General features: G+C 59.6%; 18 protein-coding genes and 1 pseudogene. 13 read left to right on the top strand and 6 right to left on the bottom strand.

Annotated elements, in window-relative coordinates; genetic code table 11:
• Positions 1–5 precede the first annotated feature (5 nt).
• Positions 6–680, bottom strand: coding sequence for a DUF1499 domain-containing protein (locus NMD14_07355; protein ID XEI34209.1), 675 nt, complete (start codon positions 678–680; stop codon positions 6–8).
• Positions 681–896: 216 nt separating this feature from the next.
• Positions 897–1,070: pseudogene (locus NMD14_07360) on the bottom strand (IS66 family transposase).
• Positions 1,071–1,236: 166 nt separating this feature from the next.
• Here NMD14_07360 and NMD14_07365 point away from each other — a divergent pair.
• Entirely contained in the window at positions 1,237–2,139 is a 903-nt protein-coding gene (locus NMD14_07365) for a LysR substrate-binding domain-containing protein (GenBank protein XEI34210.1), read from the top strand.
• 177 nt (positions 2,140–2,316) lie between these two features.
• Here the strand turns inward: NMD14_07365 and glpK are convergent, their stop codons facing one another.
• Together glpK and NMD14_07375 are read right to left on the bottom strand one after the other, a co-directional pair.
• On the bottom strand, positions 2,317–3,819 hold the full coding sequence (gene glpK, locus NMD14_07370; protein XEI34211.1) for a glycerol kinase GlpK: 1,503 nt from the start codon (positions 3,817–3,819) through the stop codon (positions 2,317–2,319).
• 38 nt (positions 3,820–3,857) lie between these two features.
• Entirely contained in the window at positions 3,858–4,706 is an 849-nt protein-coding gene (locus NMD14_07375; GenBank protein ID XEI34212.1) for an aquaporin family protein, read from the bottom strand.
• Positions 4,707–5,337: 631 nt separating this feature from the next.
• Between NMD14_07375 and NMD14_07380 the strand changes: the two genes are divergently transcribed.
• The 7 genes from NMD14_07380 to NMD14_07410 all read left to right on the top strand — a co-directional run bounded on the left by NMD14_07380 (position 5,338) and on the right by NMD14_07410 (position 12,771).
• The gene (locus NMD14_07380; GenBank protein XEI34213.1) at positions 5,338–6,096 is read left to right on the top strand and encodes a DeoR/GlpR family transcriptional regulator; all 759 of its coding nucleotides are present in this window, start codon (positions 5,338–5,340) and stop codon (positions 6,094–6,096) included.
• A gap of 317 nt (positions 6,097–6,413) precedes the next feature.
• Entirely contained in the window at positions 6,414–7,901 is a 1,488-nt protein-coding gene (gene glpD, locus NMD14_07385; protein ID XEI34214.1) for a glycerol-3-phosphate dehydrogenase, read from the top strand.
• A gap of 392 nt (positions 7,902–8,293) precedes the next feature.
• Positions 8,294–8,776 carry a serine protease inhibitor ecotin gene (eco, locus tag NMD14_07390; protein ID XEI34215.1) on the top strand — a complete coding sequence of 161 codons (483 nt, stop codon included), beginning with the start codon at positions 8,294–8,296 and terminating at the stop codon, positions 8,774–8,776.
• A 298-nt stretch (positions 8,777–9,074) separates the two neighbouring features.
• A complete protein-coding gene (locus NMD14_07395) occupies positions 9,075–9,449 on the top strand; it encodes a DUF413 domain-containing protein (GenBank protein XEI34216.1) in 375 nt (124 codons plus the stop codon).
• Positions 9,449–10,321, top strand: a complete 873-nt coding sequence (gene hdfR / locus NMD14_07400) for an HTH-type transcriptional regulator HdfR (protein ID XEI34217.1) — start codon at positions 9,449–9,451, stop codon at positions 10,319–10,321. The genes NMD14_07395 and hdfR overlap by 1 nt, the downstream gene beginning before the upstream one ends.
• Before the next feature lie 172 nt (positions 10,322–10,493).
• Positions 10,494–11,435, top strand: a complete 942-nt coding sequence (locus tag NMD14_07405; protein ID XEI34218.1) for a hypothetical protein — start codon at positions 10,494–10,496, stop codon at positions 11,433–11,435.
• Positions 11,436–11,580: 145 nt separating this feature from the next.
• On the top strand, positions 11,581–12,771 hold the full coding sequence (locus NMD14_07410) for an aspartate/tyrosine/aromatic aminotransferase (protein XEI34219.1): 1,191 nt from the start codon (positions 11,581–11,583) through the stop codon (positions 12,769–12,771).
• A 95-nt stretch (positions 12,772–12,866) separates the two neighbouring features.
• Here NMD14_07410 and NMD14_07415 read toward each other — a convergent pair whose 3' ends face one another.
• Positions 12,867–13,370, bottom strand: a complete 504-nt coding sequence (locus NMD14_07415; protein XEI34723.1) for a DUF2062 domain-containing protein — start codon at positions 13,368–13,370, stop codon at positions 12,867–12,869.
• Positions 13,364–13,882 (bottom strand): DUF2062 domain-containing protein, encoded by a 519-nt coding sequence (locus NMD14_07420; protein XEI34220.1) that lies wholly within the window; start codon positions 13,880–13,882, stop codon positions 13,364–13,366. The genes NMD14_07415 and NMD14_07420 overlap by 7 nt, the downstream gene beginning before the upstream one ends.
• 27 nt (positions 13,883–13,909) lie before the next feature.
• Here NMD14_07420 and NMD14_07425 point away from each other — a divergent pair, with 27 nt between their 5' ends.
• From NMD14_07425 to kdsB, 5 genes are all read left to right on the top strand, one after another.
• Positions 13,910–16,111 carry a DNA internalization-related competence protein ComEC/Rec2 gene (locus NMD14_07425; GenBank protein ID XEI34221.1) on the top strand — a complete coding sequence of 734 codons (2,202 nt, stop codon included), beginning with the start codon at positions 13,910–13,912 and terminating at the stop codon, positions 16,109–16,111.
• Between the two features lie 104 nt (positions 16,112–16,215).
• Entirely contained in the window at positions 16,216–17,985 is a 1,770-nt protein-coding gene (gene msbA / locus NMD14_07430) for a lipid A ABC transporter ATP-binding protein/permease MsbA (protein ID XEI34222.1), read from the top strand.
• On the top strand, positions 17,985–18,980 hold the full coding sequence (lpxK, locus tag NMD14_07435; GenBank protein ID XEI34223.1) for a tetraacyldisaccharide 4'-kinase: 996 nt from the start codon (positions 17,985–17,987) through the stop codon (positions 18,978–18,980). The genes msbA and lpxK overlap by 1 nt, the downstream gene beginning before the upstream one ends.
• Before the next feature lie 146 nt (positions 18,981–19,126).
• Complete coding sequence (locus NMD14_07440; protein ID XEI34224.1) at positions 19,127–19,327, top strand: Trm112 family protein; 201 nt, start codon at positions 19,127–19,129, stop codon at positions 19,325–19,327.
• Positions 19,324–20,073: a 3-deoxy-manno-octulosonate cytidylyltransferase gene (gene kdsB / locus NMD14_07445; protein ID XEI34225.1), complete on the top strand. Its 750-nt coding sequence runs from the start codon at positions 19,324–19,326 to the stop codon at positions 20,071–20,073. The genes NMD14_07440 and kdsB overlap by 4 nt, the downstream gene beginning before the upstream one ends.
• Positions 20,074–20,218: the final 145 nt, after the last annotated feature.

The following is a 20,218-nucleotide window of genomic DNA, read 5'->3' on the forward strand; positions in this document are numbered from 1 at the left end:
CACACTTACGGTTTCAAATTGGGTTTGTAGGCTTGGCCGAGGCGCTCGTTCAGGCGGATCAGGAAATCCTCGATCCGCGCCCGGTTGGTACCCAAGTCGCTGCGCCCCTGACGGGAGGCCGATCGCATATCGATGCGGGTCTCTTTGGGGCCGGCAAAGACCCGCAGCGCCACATCATCCTGAAAGCCGAACCAGCCGGTGGTGACCACTGCATCCAGACCATCGGGGCTGGGTTGTACCTGCCAGCCCAGCTCCTGCATCAGTTCGCTGGCTTCAATCAACACTTCGGCAGGAGAAGCCCTGGTAAAGAGAGGACCGGGTTTTGCCTCAACTGCTTTCAGCGGGGCGCTATTTATTGGCAGATCCTGCGCCGTTCTAAGCTCTGCCGCCCAGCGCAGCTGGGGGGGATTGTAGGGATCTGTGCTCACATCATTGATCAGCGGCATCCGCAGCGCCTGTGCCACAAATGTCAGGGGTAGCAGTAGCGGCAAGGCGCCAAGGCTGTTGGCGTAGCGGTTGCGGCTCCAGGGCAGGCGCACCAACAAGATAAGGGAGACAAGCGCTCCGATGAGACAGATCGCTAAACCGATCCACCAGGGCCAGAGATGAAAGCGGCTGCCGAGGGCGCCAGCGAGCGGGAGTAACCAGGCCAGCAGGGGCCACAAGCAAAAGCGGGGCATAGCACGGGATCCATCGTCGAATGTGGACAATACCGAGAAGGATAAACTTAATTGCCTGATAACGTTAGTAAATTGATGAGGGTTTGGCGTGGTTTTGGCCAGTTTTGCGAGGGGGATGCAGAGGGAGATGAAGCCCGCCTGATGGGAGCTTCACCGAGAAAATGGTCAGTTGCGATGGCGTAGGGCGCTTTCAAGCAGGGGTTGCTGCGTAACCATTCATCGGCAGGGGCTTGACGCACACAACTCGGAGGGGTTGGGGTAATCCGTTTTCTCGATAGAGGCTCGGACGATCGCGCGCAGCCACTCCTGGGGACAACGACCCAGCCGTTTGGCCGTCTCTGCCAACGACCGTATGCGTTGACGAAACAGCTTCCTACGGAGCCTGTAAATAATTCTGTGTCACTGCCCACTCCATTACAGGTGATCGTTTACGCTCAACCGCTGAGCTCGTAGTCATGTTCTTTCTCTATGGGGAAAAGATCTGGCCCACTGGATACTTGCTAATTCATAGTCGTTGCGTCTATAAAGACCAATTACTCTTGTCCGGATAGCAGCAATGAAGACCCATTCTGATGAACTGACCCTGTTTGTGGCGGTGGTGGAGGCGGGCAGTTTTCGCCAAGCGGCGGAGAACCTCGGCATGGATAACTCGGTGGTGAGCCGCGGTATCAAGCGGCTGGAGGAGAAGCTCGCCACCGTGCTGCTCAATCGCACCACGCGTCGGGTCAGTCTGACCGAGGAGGGGAGCTGGTTCTATCTGCGGGCGGTGAAGATCCTGACCGAGATGAGCGAGGCGGAGGGGCATCTGCTGATGCGCCGGGAACAACCCGAAGGGGTGTTGAGAGTCGATGCCGCCACCCCGTTTATCCTGCACCGGCTGGTGCCGATCATCGGCGAGTTTCGCCGTCGCTACCCCGCCATCGAGCTGCAACTGCATAGCTCGGAGGGCTTTATCAATCTGATGGAGCGGCGGGTTGACATGGCCATTCGCATCGGCGAGCTGACGGACTCCTCTTTGCGTGCGTTGCCGCTGGGCCGTTCGCGGTTGCGGCTGCTGGCTTCCCCCGCTTATTTAAGCGAGCGCGGCACCCCGCGCCAACCGGCGGATCTGCTGAGAGGCCACGAGCTGCTCGGTTTTTTGCATCCCGATCACCTCAACCACTGGCCGCTGCTCAGTGCCGAACTGGGGGATCGCTTTGTCATCACCCCCAGCCTGCGCGCCAGCAGCGGCGAAACCTTGCGCCAGCTGGCGTTGCGCGGGGAGGGGATCGTCTGTCTGTCGGACTTTATGACCGGGCCGGATCGAGCGAGCGGGGCGCTGGTGGAGGTGCTGGCCCGTAGCAACAGCGGCGCTTCGCGCCCCATCAATGCGGTGTACTACTCCGATGCCCAGCGGGATATCCGGCTGCGAGTCTGGCTCGATTTCCTTAAAGAACAGCTCGGCAGTCAGATGCTCTAGCGCCTGCTCGCTGGCCGGGTAGCCCGAGAAGGGGGTCGCCGCGCATGGGGTTGCCTAGGGAGGATAGGAATTATCATCAGGGCGCTGCTAAAAGCCGCGATGAACCAAAAAAGAAGAGGCCGACATCGCTGTCGGCCTCTGCATTTTTTTCAGCTCAAGGCGGTGTCGGTTGCCCGATCACTCCTCTTCAGCCCAACGGCGTGAACGCTCAACCGCTTTTTGCCAGCCGCTGTAGCGTTTGGCGCGATCGTCTCTGTCCATCTGCGGGATGAACTCGCGGTCCACGCTGAACTTGTCTTCCAGCTCGTCGGAGCTCTTCCAGAAGCCGACTGCCAGACCCGCCAGGAAGGCGGCGCCCATGGCGGTGGTCTCGATGCGAGTCGGACGTACCACCGGAGTGTGCATCATGTCAGCCTGGAACTGCATCAGGAAGTCGTTGGCCACGGCGCCGCCGTCTACCTTGAGGGCTGCCAGCTTGATGCCGGAGTCCTGCTGCATCGCATCCAGCACATCGCGGCTCTGATAGGCGATGGATTCCAGCGCGGCACGGATGATGTGGTTGCGGTTCGCGCCACGGGTCAGACCGACCATGGTGCCGCGAGCATACGGATCCCAGTAGGGCGCGCCCAGACCGACGAAGGCCGGTACCAGATAGACGCCGTTGGTGTCACCCACCTTGGAGGCGAAGTAGTCGGTATCGCGGGCGTCGTGAATGATCTTCAGCTCGTCACGTAGCCACTGGATGGTGGCGCCACCCATAAACACCGCACCTTCCAGCGCGTAGTTCACTTCCCCTTTCGGGCCGATGGCGACGGTGGTCAGCAGGCCGTTATTGGAGCGAACCGGTTCGGTGCCGGTGTTCATCAGCATGAAGCAGCCGGTGCCGTAGGTGTTCTTGGCCATCCCTTTTTCAAAGCAGAGCTGACCAAACAGGGCAGACTGCTGGTCACCGGCAATACCGGCGATGGGGATGCGGGAGCCGCCGCCACGGGTGGTGTAGCCGTACACTTCGGAAGAGGGTTTCACTTCCGGCAGCATGGACATCGGGATGCCCAGCTCGTCCAGCATCTTCTCGTCCCACTTCAGGTCGCGGATGTTGTAGAGCATGGTACGGGAGGCGTTGGTCGGGTCGGTGACATGCACTTCGCCATTGGTCATCTTCCAGACCAGCCAGGTGTCGATGGTGCCGAACAGCAGCTCGCCGTTCATCGCCTTCTCGCGGGCACCTTCCACATTGTCGAGGATCCACTTCACCTTGGTACCGGAGAAGTAGGCATCCAGCACCAGACCGGTGTTCTCGCGAACATACTCTTCCAGACCGCGTGCTTTCAGCTCTTCGCAGATGGCGGCGGTGCGGCGGCACTGCCAGACGATGGCGTTGTAGATGGGCTTGCCGGTGGCTTTTTCCCAGACAACGGTGGTTTCACGCTGGTTGGTGATACCGATGGCGGCGATCTCTTCGCTACGCAGGCCAGTCTTGGCCAGCACTTCGGTAAAGACGGAAGATTGGGTCGCCCAGATCTCCATCGGGTCGTGCTCTACCCAGCCCGCTTTCGGGTAGTGTTGGGTGAATTCGCGCTGGGAGGTGCCGACAATGTTGGCATCCTGATCAAACACGATGGCGCGGGAGGAGGTGGTTCCCTGGTCCAGAGCGACGACATATTTCTTTTCAGCAGACATGATGTTCTCCACGTTTATTTTCTACGTTGGGTGCCGTCTTATGCGGCAGCCTCTTCTTTGGTGGTTTGGGTAGCTTGCTCGGCGGCGGCAACACGGTTGCCCGGTACACAGGGAGCCAGCACTTTGATATACAGAGCGGTACCAAGCTGGGCGCCAACGATGGGGCCAAGGATCGGAACCCAGAAGTAGGGGTTGTCACGACCACCGGTCAGGGCGACATCACCCCAGCCAGCAAAGAACGCGAACAGTTTTGGACCAAAGTCACGGGCCGGATTCATGGCAAAACCGGTTAACGGGCCAAGGGAGGCGCCGATCACCGCGATCAGGATACCGATCAGCAGGGCGGCCGCGAAACCTTTGGGGGCGCCGTTGTTGTTGTCACCCAGCGCCATGATGCCCAGCATCAGGACGGCGGTGATCACCAGCTCGACGGCGAAGGCTTGTATGTTGGTCAGCAGGGCATTGGGGTAGGTGGAGAAGATCCCGGCGGAGCCGAGGCTCTCGACGCTGCCGCGCACCACGTTATGGGTCACTTCCCACTGGGTGAAAAGGTTACCATAAAGGAAGTAGACAAGGGCCGCGAAGCAGAAGGCACCGGCCATCTGGGCGATGATGTAGGGCACCACCTTGCGCTTGTCGAACCCGCAGAAGGTCATCAGCGCCAGGGTCACGGCCGGGTTCAGATGGGCACCTGAAATGCCGCCGGTCACATAGATGGCGATGGCCACGCCCAGACCCCAGGTAATGGAGATTTCCCATTGCCCGAAGTTGGCGCCTGCCAGCACCAAAGCGGCGACACAACCGACGCCGAAAAATATCAGCAAGCCGGTTCCGATAAACTCGGCGATGCATTCGCCAAGCAGGGTATTGGGTCTTTGTATGCTCATACTTTTGTTCCTTATATCCACCCGTAGAGGTTTGATGTTCTATCTCGTTATGTTTTGGTCCCATCTATTGCGCCCAAAAACGTTTTTTCTTGTTTGAGTTTGCGCAAACTTAATGCTCGTTTTCGCTCGTTCTTGGACGTGAGAGAAAATAAACCTTCTGTGGCAATACACCATCCCCCTGCCATTGGAAATGTGGACAAGATCCCACTCATTGCTAAGGAAATGTGATGAAAAGCAATCATCATCGCTGCAATTACTCATTATGGGGTATCGCGATGCCTGGCTACACAAGGGCTGGATTTCAATGTTCGATCACTCATCTGATGATTATTTTGTAATGAAATTGCAACAAGTTCGTCTCTGTTATTGATTAAATGCTCATATATGAGCGCAATTGGCTCGCTTACGAATGGGGGATTATCTGGTTATCTGTACGACCGGGGCGCTCTCCATCGCCCTGCTGGCGATGACCCTCAAACACGAGAACATTGCCGTTGCGGCCAAGAAAGCGGCTGCCAATAAGGCATAAAACGTGATCGTCAGCTTATTGATCCCAAAGGGGATCAGGTAAACTGCCAAAAGGCCCCGCATCTGCCGGGGCCTTTTTTCGTTTCATCATCGGAGTGCAAGCGTGAAGCAAACCCAACGACATCTGGAGATCCTGGACGTCCTGACGCGGCAGGGATTTGTCTCGACCGACGATCTGGTGACCCACTTTGACGTCAGTCCCCAGACCATTCGCCGGGATCTGAACGATCTCGCCGAACAGAACAAGATCCGGCGCCATCATGGCGGTGCCTCCCTGCATTCGAGTACCGTCAATACCGCCTACAGCGCCCGTAAAGTGATGCAACTCAAGGAGAAAGAGCGCATCGCCCGCGAGGTCGCGGCCAATATCCCCGACTGTTCCTCGCTGTTTATCGACATCGGTACTACTACCGAGGCGATCGCCCGTGCCCTGCTCGATCACCGCGAGCTGCGCATCGTCACCAACAACCTCAACGTGGCCAGCATCCTGACGGCCAAGGATGACTTCACCGTCATCATCGCCGGTGGCGAGATCCGCAACCGCGATGGCGGTATCGTGGGGGAGGCGACCCGCGACTTTATCGGTCAGTTTCGCATGGACTATGGCGTCATCGGGATTTCGGGGATCGACAACGACGGCTCCCTGCTTGATTTCGACTATCACGAGGTGAAGATCGCCCAAGCCATCATCGCTCACTCCCGTCAGGTGTTCCTGGCCGCCGACCACACCAAGTTCGGTCGCAATGCCATGGTCAATCTGGGCAATCTCAACCAGATCCACGCGCTCTTTACCGATCAGGAGCCACCGGAAAAGCTGACGCGATTGATGGCGCAACACCAGATAGCCTGCCACATCTGCTGACGGCGAAACACGCCAAGGCTGTGCCGGTCGCCCGTTCGGGCGGCCTCCTTTCTTTTTTTGTCTCCCATCCCTGCACCCATCTCACCCCTTTATGGGTATTGCCAAAACCACTATTCAATCTGGTTTTTTTGGCTATTAACCCGCCGATTCTGGCCCGACGCCATTTGCTCCGCTGACCTGTCCCCTTTGCCACCTCTGGCGGGCTGTGGCGATCACACTTTCGCCATAAAATGTTCGTTTGTTGTATTTTCATGTTCTAAAATGAGCGAAATCAAACATTGCTGTTATAGCAATCATAAAAATGAAAGTAGGTGAACATGAGCGAACATTATGATCTGGTCGTCGTCGGTGGCGGCATCAACGGGGTCGGCATCGCAGCCGATGCGGCAGGACGGGGTCTGAAGGTTGCCCTGTTTGAGGCGCAAGATCTCGCCTCTGCCACCTCGTCCAACTCCAGCAAGCTGATCCATGGCGGTTTGCGCTATCTCGAACATTACGAATTCCGGCTGGTGAAAGAGGCGTTGGCGGAGCGTGAGGTGCTGCTCGGTATGGCGCCTCACATCGCTCGTCCCATGCGCTTTCGCTTGCCGCATCGTCCGCACCTGCGTCCGGCCTGGATGATCCGTGCCGGTCTGTTCCTGTATGACAATCTGGCCAAGCGCGACAAGCTCAAGGGGAGCTGCGGTGTGCGCTTCCTGCCGCAAGATGGCCTCACCGCCGGTATCAACAAGGGGTTTGAGTATTCGGACGCCTGGGTCGACGATGCCCGGCTGGTGGTGCTCAATGCCATAATGGCCCGTGACAAGGGCGCCGACGTGCAGACCCGCACCCGTTGCATCAAGGCGGTGCGCGGTTCCAAACACTGGACGCTCACTTTGGAGCGGGAAGGGGGCGAGCAGTTCACCGTCACCTGCCGTGGTCTGGTCAATGCGGCCGGCCCCTGGGTCAAGACCTTCTATGACGAAAGCCTGAACGAAAAATCTCCCCGTGGCATTCGCCTTATTAAAGGCAGCCACATGATAGTGCCGCGCATCCATGAGCGCGAAGAGGCCTATATCCTGCAAAACGAGGACAATCGCATCGTCTTCGTCATCCCTTATCAGCAGGACTATTCCCTCATTGGCACCACCGATGTGGAGCACCACGGCAGCCCGCGGGAAGCGAAGATCAGCGAGGCCGAGATCAATTACCTGTGCAAGGTGGTCAACGCTCACTTCACTCGCCAGATCGCCCCGAAAGATGTGATCTGGACCTATGCCGGGGTGCGTCCGCTCTGTGATGACGAATCAGATTCACCGCAGGCGGTGACTCGTGACTACACCCTCGAACTGTCTGGCGAATCGGACGGCGCGCCGCTGCTCTCGGTATTTGGCGGCAAGCTCACCACCTATCGCAAGCTGGCTCAGGCCGCCTGCAACAAGCTCAAGCCCTGGTTCAGCCAGATGGGGGATGACTGGACGGCGACCAGCCGTCTGCCCGGTGGCGAGTTTGACTGCTCGGTACGCGAGCTGGCGCGCGCCTTTGCGCTGGAGTTTGACTGGCTCGATGATCGCAGCGCCCTGCGCATTGCCGAAGCCTATGGCGCCCATGCCCGTCTCTGGCTGAAAGAGGATCGCGGCATTCACTTCGGTGGTGGCCTGTACGAGTCGGAAGTGCGCTATCTCATCGAGCGGGAGTGGGCCTGTTCACGGGACGATATCCTCTGGCGCCGTAGCAAGCTGGGGCTGCGCCTGAACGAGTCAGAGCAGCAGATGCTGCACATCTGGCTCGACCAATATCACTGCGCTCTGCGCAAGGCGAGCTGATATCCGCCATGGGCATGGATCTGAAACGAGTGAAGCCGATGGCCGAGATCGGCTGGAACGAGACCACGGCCTACCATATCTTCCTATATCAGATCGATGTAGACGGGTTGTTAAGTGGTGTCCCCGACAAGGCGGTAGCCGTCATCAAAGCCCATGAATGGGTGGCTAAAATAGCCACCAGGCGCCATTTGAATGCAATGCGAGGCCAAGTGGCCTCGTTTTTTGTTTGGGGTTCCTGTAGCGGGAGTGTGCCCCTTGTCAGAAAATAGCCAGATGACATCATTGTATGCCTGATCTGCATCGTTTTACGCAGTTTTTACGTAGCAGATCGCTGGCATGAAATCGGCAGAGCGGTTAGTCTAGCGGCGTTGAACCAACCCCATGAGGTACAGATGAAAACCGTATTGCGTTTTAGCCTGCTGGGCGCCTTGTTGTTGGGTGGCCATGCCTTCGCCGCCGAGCCGAAAAAATTTGATATCAGCATGTTCCCAGCTGCTGACGTGAATCAGGAACGTGTGGTGATCCGCCTGCCTGAAGTCGAGAAAGAGGCCGACATGATGGTCGAGCTGCAGGTCGGCAAAAAGATGATGGTTGATTGCAACGTACCGCGTTTTGCAGGCAACCTGGAACAGCACAGCGTCAAAGGCTGGGGCTACAACTATCTGCAACTGGGCAAGGTCTCCGATCCCATCAGCACCCTGATGGCTTGCCCGGATAACCAGCAGAAAGAGGCCTTCGTCCAGATCTACGGTCAGGGCTTTTTCGTCAACTACAACTCAAAACTGCCGTTCGTGATCTACGTGCCGCAGGAGTATGAAGTGCGCTACCGTCTGTGGCGTGCCGACAACCTGGCCCAACCGGCCATGATTGAGTAAGCATGTTTGAACCAAGGGTTCAGCTGGTTCATCTGATGTGAAAAATAGAGCGCCATTTGGCGCTTTATTTTTGCCTGTGTAGTCCAAAAAGTGACGTGCAAATTGGCTGCGCGTTTACATAAGTTTATTATTTATCAACGTTTATTGTGTGTGATGCCACAAAATCAGTGTCAGCGATGGGGCAAAGTGACTTCGATAAAGGATATTTATTAATATAGTGAGAAAATTGATTTTGCACTCGGCGATGGCCTGATGATACTTGCCCGCAAAGGTCAAACTAACCAGTAAAAAGAGCACTATGAGCTTCGAATCAGACAAGCGTTTCAACGACTTCAAACATTTTCCCCGTGGCCTGCGTCGCAGTGGTGAATTCACTGTGGCCGAAGCGGACAGTCTGGAACAGTATGGTACCACCATGCTGGCACTCTACCAGGGCACCCAGGCTCCCCGTGACGATGTCGAGTCAGCCTTCGTTGAGCAGGTCAAATCCGGCGTAGCCGGTGCCAACCCCCATGCCAAGGTGTGGTTCAAGTACCTCAAGGTGATTGGTCCCAAGCGCGTTCATCGCCTCTGCACCATCGTTGGTGGCGCCAGCGAAGAGAGCAGCGGTGGCGGCAGCTTTGATGTCGGTGGTGGCAGCGGCGGTGGCAATAGTGACGAGTCCATCGATTAATGGATACCGAGCTGCTTCGGACCTTTATCGAGGTCAGCAAGACCCGGCACTTTGGCCGGGCTGCTGAAAATCTCTACCTGACCCAGTCGGCAGTGAGTTTCCGGATCCGTCAGCTAGAGCAGCAACTGGGTGTCAGTCTGTTTGCCCGTCATCGCAACAATATCCGCCTGACCGCCTCCGGTGAGCGTCTGCTGCCCTACGCAGACGCCATCTTGCATACCCTCGGTCGTGCCAAGCAGGATGTGGCGCTCTCGCCGGGATTCAGCCAGCAGTTGGCCATCGGCGCGCCCGCGGTGTTCTGGGAGCTCGATTTCAACGACTGGCTCAATCACATCTATGCGCTGGCGCCCGGTTTGGCGGTGCGGCTTGAAACGGCCTCCCGCGAGCACCTCTGCCGTCAGTTGCTGGAGCGCTCCCTCGATCTGGCCCTGCTCTCCGAGCCCACCAAGATCGACGAGATCGCCCTGCATCCCATCGGTGAGTTGGTGTTCGAGCTGGTGAGCCGGGATCCGGCCGCCAATGCCGACAACCTGATGCAGATGCCACACATCCACCTTGACTGGGGCACCAGCTTCGAGCCGCAGCCCAGCCGCTTGCAGAGCCTGCAAAAGACCCCGGTGCTGCACTCCAGCTCCGCCAGCATGGCGTTGCAGTTCGTGCTGGCCAACGGCGGTGCTGCCTACCTGCCGCGGCGGATGGTCAGCCCTTTCCTCGAGCAGGGGGCGCTCCATCTGGTTGAGGGGGGCCAGCCGCTGAGCCGTCCGCTCTATCTCGCCTATCTGGAGAAATCCGATCGCCGGGAGCTGATCGATCAGCTGCTGACCCTGCCACTGGGTTGGCACGACGCCGAGCTGCGCCTCAACGTCGAATAAGCGTCGAGTGTTATCCAAGGAAGAGCCCACCCCCACGGTGGGCTCTTCTGTTTGGGGAAAATTGCAGGGAGCAAGGTCACGTAATTGGTGCGGGATGCTTGGCGTCATCGGCCGGTAACGGTACCTTTTCAGGCTGTTTATCCGATTGAGCACTGACAGGGATGGATTGCAATTGATCGACTTTAGTCACCCCGAATGGCGGGCGCTGGCGCAGCAGTTGCTGAGCCACTCACCGGTGGTGATCCGTGGCCGCCAGTGGCAACCGCTGGTGGGCCTGCTCAAGGATAACCAGCTGCTGCTCGCCCATGACAGCCACCGCTATGAGCTCACCCCGGCCGGACGGCGCTATCTCACCCGCGAGCTGATGCTGGCGGAGATCGCCTCCGCCCCCCCCGAGCCCGAGGAGTGGTTGCATGCTCAGGGTTGGCAATTGGGTGCGCAGGTCAACGAGCGGGTGCTGGCGGCGCTCTATCGCAAGAGCGAGGTGAACTTCACCCCCAACGAGCAGATCGATTTTGAGGACAAGGGGATCCGGCTCTGTGCCGATCAGCTGTTGCGCTTGCGCGCAGCCCAGCCGTTCAGCCTCTTTTTCAGCGGCGGCACCCTGATCGATGCTGCGCCCTGGTTGCAAGCGCTGGGGGAGGTGGCCCTGCCCGAACGTACTCTGGCTGGTCTTGGCAAGATCCTGTGGGGGGTGGGGAATATTGAGCGGGTGATCACCACCGACAGCGTTGGCGCCTTTGCCGAGCTGCCTCTTGAACCCGGCACCTTGCTGGCGTGGGCCCCCCCATCGGCTCCTCTTGCCTTGCAGCAGGTGGTGGCCGCCTTGCCGCCCAATGTGCTGTGGAGTCATCTCACCGCCCTCGACCCTGCCGGGGTTGATCGACTGCAGGCGCTGGCCCAGCGGCTGGGTCGTCCGGCCAGTTGGTGGTTGCCCCGAGATCTGGCCCCCATCCTCAGCGCATATGCCCAACCGTTGACTGAGGCTCGGCCGTGGGAACCGAGCCGGCTCCCCAAGTCATTGTTAGCGGTTTGTAGCCGTTTGGTTGAGTCCAATGGTGGCTTGTCGGCCGAGGTGTGCGCACTGGCGCCAGCGTGGCATGCCGTTGGTTGAAATTGGCCTGAAAGCGAGCCAAAAAGCGGTTTTCCCCCATTGAACGCGGTGATATAAAGAGTTGACGAAGCGCTCGCCAGATGAGCGCTTTTGTTTATCAAGCCGCTTTGCCACCCAACGAACTCAACGGAATACAGGGAATACCATGTTTGAAAAGGTTGTTGCCGCCCCAGCGGATCCGATCCTGGGCCTGACCGAAGCCTTCCGTGCTGACTCTCGCAGCCACAAGATCAATCTGGGCGTAGGGATCTACAAGGACGAGTCCGGTGCCACCCCCATTCTTCACTGCGTCAAGAAAGCCGAGCAGAAGCTGCTGACCGACGAGAAGACCAAGAACTACCTCGGTATTGAAGGCAATATCGAATATGGCCGCATCGTGCAGCAACTGTTGTTCGGGCAGCACTCTGCGCTGGTTGCCAGCGGCCGCGCCAAGACCGCGCAAGCGCCGGGCGGTACCGGTGCCCTGCGTATCGCGGCCGAATTCGTGGTGCGCAACGGTCTGGCCAAGACCATCTGGATCTCCGATCCCACCTGGGCTAACCACGTCAGCGTATTCCAGGCCGCGGGCCTGACCGTCAAGTGGTACAAGTATTACGATGCCGCCACCAAGGGGCTCGACTTTGCCGCCATGCAGGCTTCGCTGGCCGACGTGCAGCCGGGTGAGCTGGTGCTGCTGCACGGCTGCTGCCACAACCCGACCGGTATCGATCCCACTGCCGAACAGTGGCGCGCGCTGGCCAAGCAGAGTGCTGCCGCCGGCTGGTTGCCGCTGTTTGACTTCGCCTATCAGGGTTTTGCCCGTGGTATCGAAGAGGATGCCGAAGGTCTGCGTATCTTCGCCGAATGCCATGACGAACTGCTGGTGGCGAGCTCTTTCTCCAAGAACTTCGGCCTCTACAACGAGCGGGTCGGCGCCTTCACCCTGGTCAGCGCGACCAAAGAGATCGCCGACGTGGCCTTCACTCAGGTCAAGACCGTGATCCGTGCCAACTACTCCAACCCGCCGTCACACGGTGCGGCTGTGGTCACCGCCGTGGTGAGCGATCCGGCTCTCTATGCCGAGTGGGTCGAAGAAGTGGCTGCCATGCGGGTGCGTATTCGCGAGATGCGCGAACTGCTGGTAGAGAAGCTGGCGGCCCTCGGCGTGAGCCAGGATTTCAGCTTTATCCGCGAGCAAAACGGCATGTTCTCCTTCTCCGGTCTCTCCAAGGATCAGGTTGAACAGCTCAAGAGCGAGTTTGCTATCTATATCGTCGGCTCCGGCCGGATCAGCGTGGCCGGGATCACCCGTGCCAACATCGATCCCCTGTGCGAGGCCATCGCCAAGGTGCTGTAACCGCATCTGGCACTATGCCATGAAAAAGCCCGTCACCTTGGTGACGGGCTTTTTTGATCGCCAACGGCTGATCGCCAAACAAGGGGAAGGGCGACTCAGCGGTGGCGGGCGCCTTGCCACTGTTTGCGCAGTTGCAGCAGCAGCGCGGTCAGGGCGCCGCCGCTCAGGGCGGTGAGCACCGCCAGCAGCAGGCTGCCGAGCAGGAAGGGAGGCACCAGGGTGGCCGCTTCCTGCTCCAGCCAATGGAGGGTCCAGGTAAGGTGGAAAGGCTCCGGCGTCTGGTGCAGTACCAGACAGCCGGTGCGATAGGCGTAGAGATACATGAACGGCAAAGTCAGCGGATTGTTGAACCAGACCGCCAGCAGCGCCAGCGGCAGGTTGAGGCTGAATGCCAGCGCCAGACCGACTGCGATGAGCGAGTGCATCGGGATGGGGAACCAGCAGGCGAAGATCCCGGCAGCCACCGCGCCGCTCAGGGCGCGTGTGCCCCCTTGCCAGAGGGCAGGGGCAAGCAGTCGCTCACCAAACAGGGCAAACCACTTCTGCTGGCGCAGGGTGTCGGGATCGAGCTTGAAGCGGGCAAACCAACGACTCAGCATGGGCGGGCCATCTTGCGTTTTTGCCACTGGCGCACCGTGCTGATCCGCCAGAAGGTGCGGATCAGGGTGTAACCGATAAGGGAACTGAGCAGGGCCAGGATCAGCGAGCCCAGCAACAGCGGCGGGGCGACTGTCCCCAGCACCGAGACCAGCCACTCCCAGGTGAACTCAATCTCTATCTGCTGCGCCGAATGTCCCAGCAGCTGACAACCGACCAGATAGGCACCATAGAGCAGGGGCGGCATGGTAAAGGGGTTGGAGAGCCAGACCAGTGCCACCGAGAGCGGCAGATTGACCCGGCACAGGATGGCGCCACCGGCGGCCAGCAGCATCTGGCAGGGGAGCGGCACCCAGGCCATAAACAGACCCACCGCAAATGCCCCGGCTGCCGAGCGGCGGTTGAGGTGCCAGAGGTTGGCATCGAGCAGCAGTTTGCCGAACAGCCGCAAGTGCTTGTGTTCTTTCAGGGTTTGTTGATCGGGCATCCAGCGTTTAATGAGTCGTTTGGGCATATTGAAACCTTGCTAAATACTTGCTCCATGGATCTGCGTCTGTTGTCGTTTGCCTTGGGGGCAAGCTCCTCACTGCTCTGGCCATGGTTACCTTCACTCGCATGGGGGGGCCTGTTGCTGTCCCTGCTGATCCCCCTTGCATATTGCCGTGCCTGGCGATGGCTGTTTCTCCTGCTCGGCATCCTCTGGATGCAGGCCAATCTTGCCTATCGGCTGGCCTGGCTGGAGCGGTTGGGCGATCAGACGAGCCACATGATAACCGCACAGCTGCAAAGTGCAGAGCCCGAGGGGGATAAATTTGTCCGACTGTTGCTGCGGGTGAGCACCCTAGACGAGCAACCGGTGACACCTGAGCCCCTGATCCGGGTCAATGCCTATCAGGCGTTGCCCACCATGACAGTGGGCAGCCGGATCATCCTGGTGACCTCGTTGAAACCGGCTCATGGCCTTGCCAACGAGGCGGGGCTGGATGGGCGGCGTCAGCAGCTGGGCAAGGGGATCACCGCCACCGGCAATTTGCGCCGGGTGATCGACATTCAACAGGCACCTGCGGGCTGGCGCGAACGCTGGATGGGCGCCGCGACCGGGAGTTGGCGTCAGCTTGACCATGCCCCCTTGCTGGCGGCGCTCACCTTTGGCGAGCAGAACGGCATCACGGATGCCCAGTGGGAGCTGTTTCGCGGCAGCGGTCTGACTCATATCATCGCTATTTCAGGGCAGCACATCGCGCTGGTGGCGGTGCTCGGGTGGTGGTTGGGCAGGCTGTTTGGCCTGCGCGGCGCCATCATCACCTCCCTGCTGTTTGCCGCCGTCTACAGCGCATTGGCGGGGTTTGCGGTGGCCACCGAGCGGGCCCTGATCATGGTGCTGGTGTGGAGTGTGTTGCGCTGGAGCCGGCGAGAGTGGCCTGCCTGGCGCATCTGGCTGTGGGCCTTTGTGGTATTGACCCTCTGGGATCCCTTTGCCCTCTATTCGGCCGGCTTCTGGCTCTCGTTTCTGGCGGTGGCCATTTTGCTGCTGGTGGGATATGTCCACGACAAGCCGGGGCTGTGGCAGATCCAGCTCTGGCTGCTGCTCGGTCTGCTGCCGCTGCAGCTGGCACTGTTCGAGGGGATAGCGCCGTTGGCCATGGTGATCAACCTGCTGGCGGTGCCGCTCTTTTGTCTCGCCATCATTCCGCTGGCGCTGATCGGTGTGCTGCTGGCGCCGCTCTCCACCGCGCTCGCCTATGTCCTGTTCTGGCTGGCAGATCTGGGGCTTGGGTGGGTGCTGACAATCCTGAATTGGCTTTCTGATCAACTGCAACTATGGTGGCCACTGCCCGGCTGGTGGCTGCCGCTCTGCACCATGCTGTTGCTGCTCTGGTTCGCCGCACAGTGGCGCCCGGCACGCTGGCTCTGGCTACCGGGTCTGTGTGCGCTGTTATTGGCGCTCTGGCCAACGCCTGTCCGCTGGCAACTGCGGGTGCTGGATGTGGGGCAGGGGCTGGCGGTGCTGATCAGCAAGGGGGAGCGTGCCATCCTCTATGACACCGGTGATCGCTATCCCGGAGGCTACAATATGGCGGACGCGGTGATCCTGCCCCAGCTGAGCCACCTGGGGATCCGGGTCATCGATCGCCTCATCATCAGCCACAAGGATCGGGATCATGCCGGCAATCGCAAGCGGCTGCTCAGCGCCATGCCGGTGCGCCGCGAGCTCTCCTCTTACCCCTTCAGCGAGGGAACCACCCTTTGCCAACGTGGGCAACAGTGGCACTGGCAGGGGCTCTCGTTTACGGTGCTCTGGCCCGAACGTCCCGGCGGCGCGCGCAATAACGATGGTTGCGTGGTACGTATCAGCGATGGCGAGCGCAGCGTGCTGCTCAGTGCCGATATCGAACGGCAGGCCGAGCAGCGACTGGTGGCGCTGGAGGGGGAGGGGTTGGCCAGCACCTTGCTGGTGAGCCCCCATCATGGCAGTCGCACCTCCTCCACGCCGCCGTTTGTCGCGGCGGTGGCGGCGCAGGAGGTGATCCACAGCGCCGGCTTTATGAATCAGTGGGGCTTTCCCCGTCCCGATGTGGTGGCCCGCTATCGGGATGCCCGCCAGTGGATCACCGGTCAACAAGGGGCGCTGTTGGTCGAGCCTGCAGCCGCGGGATTGAGCGTGACTGCCGAGCGCAATCAGGGCCCCTGGTACCGGCGGGGTGGCGAGTGGTGGCGGCCGCGACTGTGGTTTGAGCAATAATCCGTCATTTCCGCAGCGGAGGGATGCTATATCGGTGGCGGCGCTTGGTGTAAGCCTGCGCTTTGGCTAGAATAGCCCGTCATTTCCATTACTAACGGCTATTCATGCAACAAGAAACCTCACAAGAGAGCTGGCCAATATTCAAACGCCTGCTCGGTTATGTCCGTGATCGCAAGTTGGGCCTGGTCGGTGGCATCATCGGGATGTTGGGCTACGCCGCCGTGGATACCACCTTTGTCTACTCCATCAAGCCGCTGATCGATCAGGGCATTAATGGTAACGACAGCACTGTATTGAAATGGATGCCCTTCTTCGTCCTCGGCATCGTGGCCCTGCGCGGTGTTGCCAACTTTCTTTCCAACTACTGCATGGCCTGGGTCGGCAACCACGTGGTGATGCGTCTGCAACAGCAGGTGTTCAACCACATGGTGGCGATGCCGATGAGCTTCTTCGACCGTCAGAACACCGGTCATCTGCTCTCCAAGGTGACCTATGACGCCAGTCAGGTCTCTTCGGCTGCGAGCACCACGCTAGTGACCCTGGTGCGGGAAGGGGCGACCGTGGTTGGCCTGCTCGGCCTGATGTTCTGGCACTCTTGGCAGCTGTCGGTTATTTTTCTGGTGGTTGGCCCGTTGGTGGGGATCATCATTGGCCTGATCAGCCGCCGTTTCCGTAAGATCAGCCGTCACATCCAGCAGGCGGTAGGGGATATCACCACCTCCACCGAGCAGATGCTCAAAGGGCACAAAGAGGTACTGATGTTTGGTGGCCAGAAGGTTGAAGAGAAGCGCTTCTTCCAGGTCAGCAACAACATGCGTCAGCAGACCATGAAGATGGTCGCCGCCGATGCCATCGGCAGCCCGGTGGTGCAGATGGTAGCCTCCATCGCGCTGGCAGCCTTCCTCTACGTCGCGACCATTGACAGCGTCAGATCAACCCTGACTGCCGGTACCTTTACCGTCATGATCACCTCCATGATGATGCTGCTCAAACCGCTTAAGAGCCTGACCGACGTTAACAACCAGTTCCAGCGTGCCATCACCGCTTGCCACAGCCTGTTTGGCCTGCTCGACAGCGAGCCGGAACAGGACAGCGGCACCCGCACTCTGGAGCGTGCCCGTGGCGAGATCGAGTTTCGCAACGTCACCTTCACCTATCCGACCAAAGAGACCCCGGCGCTGCACAACGTCAGCTTCAAGGTCGAGGCAGGTAAGTCGGTGGCGCTGGTGGGCCGTTCCGGCTCCGGCAAGAGCACCATCGCCAGCCTGTTGACCCGCTTCTACGACATCGATCAGGGCGAGATCCTGCTGGACGGCATCAATATCCGCGAATACAAGTTGAGCGAGCTGCGCAAGCAGTACGCGCTGGTCTCCCAGCATGTCCACCTGTTCAACGACTCGGTGGCCAGCAACATCGCCTACGCGGCAGAAGACAAATACAGCCGCGATCAGATCGTGCAGGCCGCCCGCATCGCTCATGCCGACGAGTTCGTTAGCAAGATGCCGCTGGGGTACGACACCGTGGTTGGTGAGAATGGAGCCTCTCTTTCCGGTGGTCAGCGTCAGCGAGTCGCCATCGCCCGCGCCCTGCTGCGCGATGCGCCGGTTCTGCTGCTGGATGAGGCCACCTCGGCCCTCGATACCGAGTCCGAGCGCCACATTCAGGCTGCCATCGACGAGCTTTGCAAGGCCCGTACCTCGCTGGTGATCGCTCACCGCCTCTCCACCATCGAGAAGGCGGACGAGATCCTGGTTATCGACGAAGGCCATATCGTCGAGCGCGGCAACCACGAAGCATTGACGGCGCAGCGCGGCACCTATGCCCAGCTGCGCGCCATTCAGTTTGGTAACCATGCGCAGGGAACCCAGAGCTGATGCTGCAACAGCTCTGGTTCGGTAAAAGTGGCTGGCACTGGTTGCTGGCCCCTTTTGCCCTGCTGTTCGCCATCATCAGTGGCACCCGCCGCTATGCCTATCGTCACGGCTGGCGCAAGGGGTATCGCTCCTCCTTGCCGGTGATGGTGGTGGGCAATATTTCGGTGGGGGGCAATGGCAAGACGCCGGTAGTGGTCTGGCTGGTGGAGCAGTTGCAAGCTCGTGGCTATCGCCCCGGGGTGGTGAGCCGTGGTTATGGCGGCAAGGCGCCCCATTATCCGTATCGGCTCGATGCCGCCAGCACTCCGGCGCAGGCGGGTGATGAGCCGGTATTGATTGCCCGACGCTGCGGCTGTCCGGTAGTGGTAGCCCCGAAACGGGCCGATGCGGTACGACTGCTGGAGCAAAGCGGTGAGGTGGATATCATCATCACCGACGATGGCCTGCAGCACTATGCGCTGGCCCGCGACATTGAGCTAGTGGTGGTGGATGGTGCCCGCCGTTTTGGCAACGCCTGCTTGCTGCCGATGGGACCGCTGCGCGAGCCGGTCACTCGCCTCAAACGGGTGGATGCCATCATCTGTAACGGCGGCGAGCCGGGCAAGGGGGAATACCCCATGCAACTGGTTGCCGACACCCCGCGTCGGGTGTGCGACGATGCGCCGCTGGCCGCTCCCTTGTCGGGGCCGGTCGATGCGTTGGCTGGGATTGGTCATCCACCTCGCTTCTTTGCCACCCTCGAAGGGCTCGGCTACCAGCTGGAGCAGCAGGTTGCCTACGGCGATCATCACCCCTTCGATCGGGATGAGCTGCTGGGTCGCTTTGCCCGCAAGCCGCTGCTGATGACCGAGAAGGATGCGGTCAAGTGCCGCTCGTTTGCTCTCGAAACCTGGTGGTATCTGCCGGTCAGCGCCGAGTTGCCAGCATCTCTGCTCGATACCCTGCTGCACAAACTCGGTTCGATGGCGCCCTCCCGTGCGAAAGAACAAGGTTAATCTTTTCTGCCAAGGCGGGGGAGCCGGGGCGCTTATCGGTCCCGCATAGTTACCGTATATAGTTGTCCTAAATGGAATATCTGGTTGCTCGACATCCATCGCTGGCATGCTGAAGGCCAGCGCGACATCGTTGAAGGAGTATCGTTTTGGCTTTGGACATCAAGTTGCTCGACATCATCGCCTGCCCGGTCTGCAAGGGTAAGCTGCACTATCATCCGCAATCTAACAAGGCAGTTCATGAGCTGGTCTGCCGCTTTGACAAGCTGGCCTATCCGCTGGAAGAGGGGATCCCGGTGCTGCTGGAGAATCGAGCCCGTCCGCTCAATAGCGATGAGCTGCCGTCATGAGTTTCGTCGTCGTGATTCCTGCCCGCTATGCGTCAACCCGTCTGCCGGGCAAGCCGCTGGCCGACATCCATGGCAAGCCCATGGTGCAGCATGTGGTGGAAAAAGCCCTGCAATCGGGTGCCGATCGGGTGATCGTCGCCACTGACGATGCCCGGGTACAGCAAGCGCTGCAGAGCACCGGCGTCGAGGTGTGCATGACCTCACCGGATCACCAGTCCGGCACCGAACGTCTGGCGGAGGTGTGCCGCCACTACGGCTTTGCCGCCGATACCATCATCGTTAACGTGCAGGGGGATGAACCGCTCATTCCGCCCACCATCATCCGTCAGGTGGCAGATAATCTGGCCGCCGCCACGGCACCGATGGCGACCTTGTCGGTGCCGATCAAGGATGCCGAAGAGGCGTTCAATCCCAATGCCGTGAAAGTGGTGACTGACAAGGATGGCTACGCCCTCTACTTCAGTCGCGCCAGCATTCCCTGGGATCGGGATCGCTTTGCCAACAGCCATGAGCAGATTGGCGACCACTACCAGCGCCATATCGGCATCTACGCCTATCGCGCCGGATTTATCCAGCGTTATGTCGACTGGGCGCCCAGCGTGCTGGAGCAGGTCGAGGCGCTGGAGCAGTTGCGGGTGCTCTGGTACGGGGAGAAGATCCACGTCGCCCAGGCCCTTGACGCGCCGCCGGTCGGGGTGGATACCCAGGCCGATCTGGAGAAGGTGCGCGCGTTTTTGGCCATGTGATGGCCACAGCACGAAAGTCACAAAAAACGGTGTCGCAAGGCACCGTTTTTTGTTTTGAATATTTATATAATTATTTGATTTTAAAGGCTAAATATGGGTTTTTTTAAACTTTTGGCGCGCATGGTTTGCCAAAGCGACGAGTTTG

Source organism: Aeromonas veronii, assembly GCA_041319085.1.
Taxonomy (GTDB): domain Bacteria; phylum Pseudomonadota; class Gammaproteobacteria; order Enterobacterales; family Aeromonadaceae; genus Aeromonas; species Aeromonas veronii_F.